We start from the raw sequence: 12,188 nt of genomic DNA, 5'->3' as shown, positions 1-12,188 counted from the left end.
CCGACACGCACGCGCATATACGGGCAAGCACAAGGCTTTAGGGTTTTAAGGAGAAATACCATGTCGGGACCTATGGGACCACAAGGCGCCGCAGTCGAGCGCCCTGAAAACTTAATGCAGACGATGGGCAAGCTCATCCGATTCTGCCGCAAATACATTCCCGCCATGATCATCGCGCTCGTGCTCGGCGCGGTCGGCACGATCTTCCAGATCGTCGGGCCGGACCGCCTGCGAGACATGACCAACGAGATCGTCAAAGGCATGCCGGCCATCGTGGACGGCAAGCCGATTCTGCGCGCTATCGATTTCCATGCGGTCGACCGCATCGCCTGGATCCTGGTGGCGCTCTACGCCGGCAGCGCGCTGCTCAACTACATCCAGTCATGGATGATGGCGACCGTCACGCAGCGCACCGCTCAGGAGCTGCGTAGCGCGATCAGCGTGAAGATCAACAAGCTGCCGCTCAAATACTTCGACAAGACCAGTTATGGCGACATTCTCTCGCGCATCACCAACGATGTGGACGCCATCGGGCAGACCTTGGGCCAGTCGGTCGGCGCGCTGATCACCTCGGTGACGCTGTTCCTCGGTTCGCTCGTCATGATGTTCGCCAACAATGTGCTGCTCACCATATGCAGCATCGTCGCCAGCCTCATCGGCTTCGCGCTCATGATGATCATCATGAAGTTCTCGCAGAAGTACTTCGCGCAGCAGCAGAAGGCGCTGGGCGACGTCAATGGCCATGTCGAGGAGATGTACTCCGGCCACACCGTGGTCAAGGCCTACAGCGGCGAGGCGAATTCCATCCGCATCTTCGAGCGATACAACGCCGACTTGTACGCCTCCGGCTGGAAGAGCCAGTTCTTCTCGGGACTGATGATGCCGCTCATGATGTTCGTGGGCAACCTCGGCTTCGTGGTGGTCTGCGCGGTCGGCGGCGCGCTCGCGATGAACGGCAAGATCGAATTCGGCGTGATCGTGGCCTTCATGATGTATATCCGCCTATTCACCCAGCCGCTCGCCCAGTTCGCCACCGCCTTCCAGAACCTGCAGCGCTGCGCCGCCGCCTCCGAGCGCGTCTTCGGCTTCCTCGAAGAGCCCGAAATGGCTGACGAAGGCGCCAAGCAGCCGCTGCTCGGCCGCGATGCCGCAGGCAACCCCGTGCGCGTGCGCGGCGATGTGGAATTCAAGGATGTCAGCTTCGGCTACTCGCCGGAGAAGACCATTATCCATGACTTCTCCGCTTCGGTCGAGGCCGGGCAGAAGGTCGCCATCGTCGGGCCGACAGGGGCGGGCAAAACCACCATGGTCAACCTGCTCATGCGTTTCTACGAAATCACCGGCGGCTCGATCTCCATCGACGGCATCGACGCGAAAGCCGTGCCGCGCGCCAACGTGCACGACCAGTTCTCGATGGTGCTGCAAGACACCTGGGTGTTTCAAGGCACCGTACGCGAGAACATCGCCTACGCGCGCACGGATGTCAGCGACGAGCAGATCATCGACGCCTGCAAGGCCGTCGGGCTGGATCATTACATCCGCTCGCTGCCTGAAGGCTACGGCACGGTGCTCGACGACAAGGCGTCGCTCTCGCAAGGTCAGAAGCAGCTGCTCACCATTGCGCGAGCAATGGTGCAGAACGCGCCGATTCTGATTCTGGACGAGGCGACCTCCTCGGTCGATACCCGTACCGAAGAGCTGATTCAGAAGGCCATGGACGCACTGACTGTCGGCCGCACGAGCTTCGTGATCGCGCACCGGCTTTCGACCATCAAGAACGCCGACATGATCCTCGTGATGGACCACGGCGACATCGTCGAGCGCGGCACCCACGACGAGCTGCTCAAGGCCGACGGCTTCTATGCCGGCCTCTACAACAGCCAGTTCGCGCTTACGGACTGAACTGCTGAGCCGTTACATGAGCAACGCAGTGCGTTGCTCATAGGCGAGGTGAGCGACCTCTAAGGTCGCGAAGGCTGGGCCGTAGGCCCCGCTAAGGCTGCTCACACATAAGTCGGCCGATAGTATTGTAAACTGGCGGAATTCCGCCTCTCGCAAACGCTATCGGCCGACTTACGTGTGTATGAGCGGTTCTTTGCGTTTAAGCGTGGAATGTCGAGTCCTCGCTTCTGCAGAGTAGCGGAGTATGAAATTTTGTGACCGTGCCCCCCCCAAAAAAACGGAAAGATTACGCACCGAAGCATGGGAACTCCGATGTAGCATGTGTGTCGTAGAGGGCAGCGAATCGGTCGTTTTACGCTGATGAGATGGGAGAGTGTGCGGCAATGGGCAATGAGCATATATTCGTCAGGAAAATAGGAGAGGGATTCCCTATTGTGATGCTTCATGGGTTCCCGCTGGACCATCACTCCCTGCTGCCGTTGGAACAATGCTTCTCGCAGCATGACCACTGGCAGCGGTATTACATCGATTTGCCTGGCTTGGGCCAGAGCCGCGACGGTTTTGACATACGATCAGCCAGCGACGTGCTCAAGGCGCTGAGCGATTATCTGACCGAAGAATTCGCCGAAACCGATTTCGCGATCGTGGGATATTCCTTCGGCGGTCTGCTGGCGTCCGCGTTGGCCGCGCAATATGGCGACCGCATTCGCTCGATGTTTCTCCTGGCACCTGAAACTGTAGCTGCCGATAATGCGCGAACCTTGCCGAAGAAGACGGTGTATTACGTTTCGGATCTTCCTCATGATGCCGCCGAGCAGGAGGTCGCCGCGTATCGGGCCACGGCGGTGGTGGAAAGCGCCGAGAATTTCGAACTGTTCAAACGCTATATACTGCCCGGTCTCATGGGCAGCAGCGAGAATGAGGCTGTGCGATATCTGGCCGAAAATCCGGCGCTCGCGAAAACGGCCGCCGAATACATGAGCCAGTACCGCCGCCCGGTCACCATCGTGGTCGGGGAAAACGACACCATGGTCGGCTACGAAGACGCCTTCGCGCTCTACCGGACGCTGCAGGAGGCCACATACGTGTGCCTGCCGAAGGCCGGCCACACGCTGCACCTCGATCAGGCGGAATCAGTGCAATGCGTCTTTCGGCGCTGGCTGTCGGATCTCAGCCAACAACTGCGTTAGACCGCGCGCGGCTGGGATTGCGAGATCGAGCATCTGGTTCTCAGCGACGGGTTCGGTAGTTTTAACCGAAGCCGTTAGATAGATGATGTGACGTTACAAGTATTCGCAAAATAGGATGTATCTGATTTCTGTATTATGTGGGAATTGCAATCCCGCCGTATAAAAAGGTTACGGAATTTCGTTGTTTTGTGTAGCTTTTTGTACGCTAAGGCTGGGTTAGCGGGCAAAAGGCTACTTAGTTGTGAAGAACGTTGCCGGGAAGTTACGGCTGGCGACCATGTGACGGTCAGCGAGGAGCTGGGCGCATGAGAAATCGGCAATAAGGGTCAGGCATTGCGGCTCGGTTACGAAAAGCGCGGTCGCCAGGCCGTCTGCTAGGGCAGTGGGGTACTCGATGCCGGGGAAGGCGGTGGTAGGGAGGCGGGTACCGGCGCGGGTAGCACTCGGTGAGTCGGCATTGGGTGAATTAATGCTGGATGAGTTGGCATTGACATAGGCCCAAGCCGCGGCGATATCGTTCACTGGCTGCCCGTCGATAGCGTTGAGCAGATGGTGAAGCCGCAGCCTATGCGCCTCGCCCCAGTGCCTTCGACTCGGTGCGCTGGCGCAGAACACGCCCGAGCTGATATGCGCGATGCCGATTGCATTGTTGGTGTCAAAAGGATCTTCAAGCGCGATATCGATGGAACCGCGCGAGTCGATAAGCATGTCCCCGCCCGCGTCGATGAGAAATTCCGCAGCAGACCCGAATTGCTTGCGCAGCATCATGCCTAGCAAATCCACCAGATAGCCTTTGCCGCATGCGCCGAAATCCAGCTGGACGGGGCGGGTCGTGCGCAGCGTCGCGCCATCGCGAGCCACGTCGCGCTCCCAAGTCGGGCGACCATGAATCGCGCCGAGGTGATTGGCGGCATCGGGCTGCATGGTGAAGGTCAGATCGGCCCCATAGCCCAGCCAAATCATATCCTCACCGATGCAGGGGTCGATTGCGCCTGCGCTCGCGGTTGCCAAGATGTCATACAACTTAAATAGCGGCAGCGTCCAATCAGGGAAGGTGAAGGTGCCGCCAAACTCGGCGCTCGCCATTGCTGCCACGAGGGAATCGCTGCGGAAACGCGACAGCGCCGATTCGTATTCGTCAATGAAATCGCCGATTTGTTGGCGCGACCCGTCGTCCAAAGGCCGACCGGTATGAATCAGCAGCCCGGTGCCCAAGGCGTGGGGGAATGCGGTGACGTGCGGCATGCGCCTGCTCAGCTCGACCATGATTGCATCATAAGCATCGCGCCGCATATTGCCGTTTGTTTCTGATAGCGCATTGTCACATTGTTTTTCATTCCGTAACAATTCATTTTCATTTGGTGAAATGATATCCGTATACTCGAAGGATACCGATGCGACGGGCGCTGCGCTGCTGACGAGAACTCAGGTGCGGGTGCCGAACGCAATGCTGAGCCGATTCGAGAGGAGCGCCACGATGGAGATGCCCGATTTTTGGGATCAGGAAACGGATGCGTCGCTTGCCGCGCGCGACGAGGTGGCAGGGCGCTTGGCACAGTTGTTTCGCCAGATTGACGGCATCGGCAATCACGGTGCTGAAGGCTACTCGCGATTCGCGTGGAGCGATGAGGAAGCGGCGCTGCGTGTATGGTTCGCCGCGCAGATGCAGCGTCGCGGGTTCCGTGTGGAGGTGGACGCGGCTGGCAATCAGTGGGCGTGGTTCGGTGAGCCGAGCGCTGAAAATCCCGGGGTGACCGTCGGTTCGCATATGGACTCCGTGCCGGGCGGCGGTGCATTTGACGGTCCGCTAGGCGTGCTCAGCGCGATAGTCGCCTTCGATGTGCTTCGTGAAGGCGGTTGGACGCCACGCTGCCCGATCGGCATCGTGAGCTTTCATGACGAGGAGGGCGCGCGCTTCGCGGTGGCCTGCTTCGGCTCGCGCGTGCTGACCGGGATCCTGCCCGCGGACCGGGCGCTGGCCCGCACAGACGCGGACGTCATCAGCGTGCGCGAGGCGTTGGATGGATTCGCCGCCAAACTGGAACGCGTTCGTGAAACGCAAAAAGCGGGTTCAGATTGCCTGAGTGAGTTCAACGAGGCAGAAATCGATACGGCTCTTGCCGATTCGCACGCACCCGAAGGGCAGGCCGCCGACCTTGAATATCTCAAATGTTCCGCAGCACATATCGAGTTGCATATCGAACAGGGCTGCATGCAGAGCGACCTTGGAGCGCCTGTCGCGGTGGCTGATGCGATTTGGCCGCACGGCCGGTGGCGCGTTGATTTCGAGGGCGAGCCGAATCACGCCGGTTCCACGCCGCTCGATCGTCGCCATGACGCGATGCTGGCTTTCGCCCGCTTCGTGCAGCGCGTGCGCGAGGAGGCTGCGGCCGCGCCTGATGCCCGTGCCACAGTTGGCCGCGTCGAGGTCGAGCCCAATGGCGTGAACGTGATTGCCGCGCATGTGACCTGCTGGCTCGATTGCCGCGCAGCCGAAGCACAGGCGGTCGCTGACATCGTGAATCGGCTCGGTGCGTGGCTTGCCGGCAGTGATGGCAGCGGTTTAGAAGGCAGCGCTTTGGACGGTACGGGTTCGGATGGCAACGGTTTGGAAGGTGTGACGGCCACGCTGACTCGCGAATCCTGGACCGAGGCGACTGTATTCAGCCCCGAATTGCGTGACGCGCTGGTGCAGGCGGTGAGCGCGCGGGGCGATGATACGACGTCAGACGGCGCGAAGTCGTATGGCACGGAGTCTGGCGGCGAGCAGCTGACGCTTGGACAATCAGATGGCGTGGAATTTCGCGTCGGGCAGCTTGGTGATGCGCAATCCAGCGCCGTGCGAAATAGTGACGTACAATCCGCCGCCGAGCAATCCCGCGAGAAGAAATCCACGAATTCCTCCGCCATGCACAGTGCAAAAGAACCCGCACTCGCGAATCTCGCTGCCCCTCACAGAACAACGGAACTCGCACCGGTGATCGGCACCGCCGCTGGTCATGACGCAGGAATTCTCGCCGAATCCGGCTGCGCGGCCGGGATGCTCTTCGTGCGCAATGAGACCGGGGCTTCCCACACTCCACGCGAATACGCCACGCTGGTCGATGCCACGCAAGGCGTATACGCCTATGCAGCAGCGATCCGCGATTGCGCAGACCGCGTCGCCGCCGGATGGCGACCCCGACCAGTGCAAAGCGAGCGCTGAACAATGGGTAGAAAAGCAACGAGTAGAGGGGCAATGAGTAGGCAAGTGACCAGGAGGCAAATATTAAATAGCCAATCGCTCGGTGGGAAACTTTCAGGCGCAAAGATGCTAAGCGACAAGTGGTCAATGGAGGAACGATGATGAACACCGTGCAATGCAACGCCGACACCGACTCTCGCGAATCGCGGGCCCCCTCCTCGCGCTCCTATTGGGCGGCACAAGCTTGGGTCGAAGGCGCGGTGCGCAGCAATGTGCGCTTCACGGTTTCCGATGGCGCATACGCGCAAATAGCCACCGATGAGCAAGCGCATGAGGGTGATACCAGGCTCGACGGCCTGGTGATGCCCGGCGCTGCCGACTGCCATTCGCATACTTTTCATCGCGCGCTGCGCGGACTTGGGCGTGAGGGCGCTACGTTTTGGAGCTGGCGCGACACCATGTACCGCGTGGCCGCGAACCTTACGCCGGAGCTGTATTACGAGTACGCGCGGCGCGTGTACACGGAGATGCTCATGTCCGGCTACACCACCGTGGCCGAATTCCACTACGTGCACCACCGCCCGGACGGCACGCCATACGACGAGCCGAACGAGATGGGGCTTGCGCTCGCTCGCGCCGCGCATGATGCGGGCATTCGCCTGACCCTGCTCGACACCTGCTACCTGCATGCTGACGTGCAGGGCAACGATCTGGGCGAGCACCAGCGTCGCTTCGGCGATGGCGATGTCGAATCCTGGGTGAGCCGCGTTGACGCGCTCGATCGGGCGATTCAATCCGACGAGACATTGCGCGAGAGCGTGCGGGTCGGTGCCGCTGTGCATTCGGTGCGCGCCTGCTCGCAGCATGAGGCGCAGGTGGTGGCGCAGTGGAGCCGTGGCGAAATAGACGACAGCCGCAATGCCCATACTATGCATAATGTTCACGGCGTTTCCGCGCGCCCGCTGCATGTGCATCTGTCCGAGCAAACTGCGGAAAATGAGGCGTGTCGTGAGGCGACAGGCATGAGTCCTGTCGAGTTGCTGGACAAGGCCGGAGTGTGGGGGTCGAACGCTGTCGCCGTGCATGCGACGCATCTAAGCGGCAGTGATATCGCAACGCTGGGCGCGGCGCACGCGCGGGCGGCGATCTGCCCGACCACGGAGGCTGATCTCGCAGACGGCATTCCCGCCGCTGCAGCGATGCGCAACGCCGGCATTGACTTGTGCATCGGCTCCGACGAGAACGTGTCGATTGATCCGTTTGAAGAAGTCCGCAGGCTTGACGGTAATCAGCGTTTGATCAGTGGTCAGCGCGACACTTTTGCGCCGGCCGAGCTAGTGGCGATGATGACCGAGCAAGGGCAGGCCGCATCGGGATGGGACGAATCGGGGCATGTCAGCGCCGGCACGCTCGCTGATTTCGTGGTGCTTGATACTGCTGCACCGCATCTGGCCGGTGTACGTGCGGAAAGTATCCCGATGGTCGCTACTGCGGCCGATGTGCGCGATGTGGCGGTCGGTGGGCGGTTTGTGATCCGCAATCGCCAGCCGAGTGCGATGTCCGCTGACGATGTGAGCGATGGAATCCACGAGCTGACTGAACGGCTACGGGCATGAGCCGGGTGCGAGCGGGTTGCGAGTCGGGCATAGTCACCATGAACCCAATAACAACGAGATGGAAGTCGAATAGTGCGGCGGCAACGACTGCGAAGAAGGTGAGATAGTAATGAACGGACGTGAACGCAAGTACGAGCATGAATGCGAGTATGGGACTGCGGCGCAGAACGCAGGCGCGAGTAACGCTGCGGATGCTGCGGGTGATGCAAGCTGGGATACAGCCAACTCCGCAGTACCCTCTAATATCACCATAATCACCGGCATCAGCCAGCTCGTGACGAACTGCGTCGAGCCATTGAACGCCAACGCTCCGATGACTCCGGTCGGGCAGCTTGGCATGATTGAGCAGGCTGCGGTCGTGGTTCGCGGCGAAATCATCGAGTGGGTTGGGCGTGAACAGGATTTGCCCACGGAATATCGGTATCCGTGTCGACATCGCGCGGTGACGCAATTCGGCAACGGGTCTCGCGAACAAATTGAAGCCGCCGAAGCCAACAAGCAAGCCGAGGCCATCGATGAAGCTACCAACGAAGCCACAGCCGAGCCTCGCCACATTGACCTCGCCGGTCGGGCGCTGCTGCCGGGTTTTGTGGACTCGCATTCGCATCTGGTCTTCGGCGGCGACCGCGGCGACGAGTTCGAGGCGCGCATGGGCGGCCAGCAGTATGACGGCGGCGGCATCCTGCGCACGGTGCGTGCTACCCGCGCGGCCAGCGAAGACATGCTGGCAGACCGTGCGCTTGCGCTGCTGCGCGAAGCCCGGGCGCAGGGCACCACCACGATGGAGATCAAAAGCGGCTACGGTCTCGACGTATCGAATGAAGCCAAATTACTGCGCGTGGCCGCCCGATTCACGCCCGAGACCACCTTCCTCGGCGGGCATGCGGTTCCCGAGGAATATCGGCCGGTGCAGGCTGGGGATGATGCTCGCTCCGGAAGCTCCGTGCCGCACTTCGGCGATCGCGACGACTACGTGCACTTGGTATGCGGGCCGATGCTGGACGCAGTGGTGCGCGAGGGCAACGCCCGCTGGTCGGATGTCTTTTGCGAACCGCATTCCCCCTACGCTTTCGACGGCGACGAAACCTGTGCGATGCTTACTGCCGCCAAGCAGCGTGGCCTTGGCATCCGCGTGCATGGCGCGCAGCTCGGCCCCGGCCCTGGCGCGCGCATCGCATGCGAATTGGGCGCGGCAAGCGTGGACCATTGCACTTTTCTGACCGACGATGACCTCGATGCGTTGGCCGCCACATGGCTTGGCAAGCAGCCCGGCGCATGGGCCGAAATGTCAGCGGAGACATCGTCCGCAGCATCGTCCGCAGCATCATCCAAAATGCAGCCCGCCGCATCCGCGTTGGAACGCCAATACGGCACGGTCGCAACCTATCTGCCTGCGGTTGAATTCTCGACCAAGCAGCCCTACCCGGACATGCGCCGCGCCATCGCCGCGGGCGTGCCCATCGCCATCGCTTCCGATTGCAATCCGGGCACCTGCTTCTCCGACTCGATGCCCTTCGCCTTCGCCATCGCCGTGCGCGAGATGGGGCTGACCATCGCGCAAGCCGTCTGGGCCGCGACGGCTGGTGGTGCGCTCGCCCTGCGCCGCAGCGATATCGGCGTGATCCGCATAGGCGCGAAAGCCGATTTCGCACTTGTGGACGCGCCTTCCTACGCGCATATCGCCTACCGACCCGGCGTGCCGATTACGCATGCGCTCGATTTGGGCGGGCACGACCGGCAGCCTCATCGAGGTTAGGGCAACGCGATTAGAGCCGCACCGAGGTTAGGCCAACGCAACACTAGACACCATCGCATATCACCATCCCATAAAAACACCATCACAGAAAGAAGCCACCATGACGCAACTCACCGCCACCCAACCCGCTACCACCCAACCCGCCACCGCACAAGCCATCGTGCTCAACCCCATCAGCGAGCTGCCGCCGATGCCGAAATTCGACCCGACGATTCGCCGCGCACCCTCGCGCGGATACCGCCTGAGCAAGGCGCAGACCAAAGTCGCGCTGAAGAATGCGCTGCGCTACATCGCGCCGGAACTGCACGAGCAGCTCATCCCGGAGTTTCTCGAGGAGCTCAGAACCTACGGGCGCATCTACGGCTACCGTTTCCGCCCCGCCGGGCGCATCTGGGGCAAGCCCGTCGACCAGTACCAGGGCAACTGCCTGGAAGGCAAGGCGTTCCAGGTCATGATCGACAACAATCTCGACTTCGAGGTGGCGCTGTATCCGTACGAGCTGGTCACTTACGGCGAGACTGGTTCCGTGTGCCACGACTGGATGCAGTACGTGATGATCAAGCGCTACCTGCAAATCCTCACCGACCATCAGACGCTGGCGATGGAATCCGGGCATCCGCTGGGGCTGTTTCCCTCCGAGCCGAACCAGCCGCGAGTCATTATTACCAATGGTCTGATGGTGGGCATGTACGACAATCTCGACGACTGGGAGATCGCCGAGGAGATGGGCGTGGCGAACTACGGGCAGATGACCGCCGGCGGTTGGATGTACATCGGGCCGCAGGGCATCGTACATGGCACCTTCAACACGCTGCTCAACGCTGGCCGCCAGTTCCTCGGCGTGCCAGAAAACGATGACCTCTCCGGCAAGCTGTTCGTCTCCTCCGGCATGGGCGGCATGTCCGGCGCGCAGCCCAAGGCGATCAAACTGGCCGGTGGCGTGGGCATCATCGCCGAGGTGGATGCCTCGCGCATCCAGACCCGCCTGAGCCAAGGCTGGGTGGACGAGGTCGTGGACGATCTGCCCAAGGCTTTCGACATCGCCGACGAGGCGCGCAAGAATGGCGAGGCCGTGTCCATCGCGTACGCGGGCAATGTAGTGGATCTGCTGCAATACGCGGTCGACCATGACGTGCATATCGATCTGCTGAGCGACCAGACCTCCTGCCACGCGGTGTACGAGGGCGGCTACTGCCCAGCCGGCATCACCTTCGCCGAACGCACACGGCTGCTCGCCGAGGACCCGGAGCGTTTCCGGCAGCTCGTTGACGAATCGCTCGTCAAGCACATCCATCTGGTCGAGGAGCTGCACCAGCGCGGCACGTACTTCTTCGATTACGGCAACTCCTTCCTCAAGTCCTGCTTCGACGCCGGCGCGAAGGAGCTTTCGGGCAACGGCGTGGACGACAAGGACGGCTTCACGCTGCCCAGCTATGTGGAGGACATCATGGGCCCGCACCTGTTCGACTACGGTTACGGCCCCTTCCGCTGGGTGTGCCTGAGCGGCAAGGAATCCGACCTGATGGCCACCGACGCGGCCGCGATGGCGTGCATCGACCCGGAGCGCCGCAGCCAGGACCGCGACAACTACAACTGGATATCAGCCGCCGAAGAGGCGAAGCTCGTGGTCGGCACGCAGGCGCGCATCCTGTATCAGGACTGCGAAGGGCGCATGCGCATCGCCCTGCGCTTCAACGAGATGGTGCGCGAAGGGCTGGTCGGGCCGATTATGCTCGGGCGCGACCATCACGACGTCTCCGGCACCGATTCGCCCTTCCGTGAGACCTCGAATATCAAGGACGGTTCGAATGTCATGGCCGACATGGCCGTGCAATGTTTCGCGGGCAACTGCGCGCGCGGCATGAGCCTCGTCACGCTGCACAACGGTGGCGGCGTGGGCATCGGCCGCGCCATCAACGGCGGCTTCGGCCTAGTGCTCGACGGTTCCGAGCGCGTGGACCGGATCATTCAGTCCGCGATGCTGTGGGATGTGATGAGCGGCGTGGCCCGGCGCTCGTGGGCGCGCAACCCGCACGCGATGGAGGTCGTCGGCGATTTCAACGCCGCACACGACGCCACCGGCACCGCGCACATCACCGTCCCCCAGGTCGCGCCGGACGATGACGTGCTCATCGACGCGACGCTGGCATAAGGGTGCGGCTTGTTGCTGTTGCTGCTGGGGATATTGCATGACCCTAGCGGGCAGATGCAGCGCGATAAACTGATGAACTGATAGGAATAGTGCTGCCGCATGTGCTGTTGCGTATGCGGCGGCACCATTACGTCTGCCGCGTTGCCGATTTTGGCCGAATCTTGTCTTTCCGCTCCCGCATAGCGTCCAGTTTTCGCTGCTTTCCATTTACTAAGCACATTGCAGGGTGAAGCTGCTTGCGAAAGGCCGAGCACAGTATTGCCGGCATCGTGAAATGGCGGAATTTCAAGGATCATATGAATGCTTGAGAGGCTGCATACTTTCGCATGTGCTTAATAGACGAAAAAAGTGCCTAATAGATGGAAAAAGTGCTGAGCAAATGGTCGCA

At 61.3% G+C, this 12,188-nt stretch carries 7 protein-coding genes; 6 read left to right on the top strand and 1 reads right to left on the bottom strand.

Annotated features, from left to right (window positions below; all coding sequences use genetic code 11):
- The first annotated feature begins 60 nt into the window (after window positions 1-60).
- Window positions 61-1,902, top strand: coding sequence for an ABC transporter ATP-binding protein (locus tag DDF78_RS03625; RefSeq protein ID WP_415481422.1), 1,842 nt, complete (start codon window positions 61-63; stop codon window positions 1,900-1,902).
- Window positions 1,903-2,339: 437 nt separating this feature from the next.
- Window positions 2,340-3,092: an alpha/beta fold hydrolase gene (locus tag DDF78_RS03620; RefSeq protein ID WP_237564538.1), complete on the top strand. Its 753-nt coding sequence runs from the start codon at window positions 2,340-2,342 to the stop codon at window positions 3,090-3,092.
- A 231-nt stretch (window positions 3,093-3,323) separates the two neighbouring features.
- On the opposite strand, the gene DDF78_RS03615 is transcribed toward DDF78_RS03620, so the two are convergent.
- Complete coding sequence (locus DDF78_RS03615; RefSeq protein ID WP_152580418.1) at window positions 3,324-4,358, bottom strand: FAD:protein FMN transferase; 1,035 nt, start codon at window positions 4,356-4,358, stop codon at window positions 3,324-3,326.
- A gap of 100 nt (window positions 4,359-4,458) precedes the next feature.
- Between DDF78_RS03615 and DDF78_RS03610 the strand changes: the two genes are divergently transcribed.
- The 4 genes from DDF78_RS03610 to hutU all read left to right on the top strand — a co-directional run bounded on the left by DDF78_RS03610 (window position 4,459) and on the right by hutU (window position 11,800).
- A complete protein-coding gene (locus tag DDF78_RS03610) occupies window positions 4,459-6,297 on the top strand; it encodes a Zn-dependent hydrolase (RefSeq protein ID WP_152580417.1) in 1,839 nt (612 codons plus the stop codon).
- Window positions 6,298-6,434: 137 nt separating this feature from the next.
- Window positions 6,435-7,892: a formimidoylglutamate deiminase gene (locus DDF78_RS03605; RefSeq protein ID WP_202613193.1), complete on the top strand. Its 1,458-nt coding sequence runs from the start codon at window positions 6,435-6,437 to the stop codon at window positions 7,890-7,892.
- Window positions 7,893-8,001: 109 nt separating this feature from the next.
- Entirely contained in the window at window positions 8,002-9,648 is a 1,647-nt protein-coding gene (locus tag DDF78_RS03600; protein WP_202613192.1) for an amidohydrolase family protein, read from the top strand.
- Between the two features lie 100 nt (window positions 9,649-9,748).
- On the top strand, window positions 9,749-11,800 hold the full coding sequence (hutU, locus tag DDF78_RS03595; RefSeq protein WP_152580416.1) for a urocanate hydratase: 2,052 nt from the start codon (window positions 9,749-9,751) through the stop codon (window positions 11,798-11,800).
- Window positions 11,801-12,188 lie beyond the last annotated feature (388 nt).

Source organism: Bifidobacterium tibiigranuli (genome assembly GCF_009371885.1).
GTDB classification, from domain to species: Bacteria; Actinomycetota; Actinomycetes; order Actinomycetales; family Bifidobacteriaceae; genus Bifidobacterium; species Bifidobacterium tibiigranuli.
This window is presented reverse-complemented; position numbering and strand designations above follow the sequence as displayed.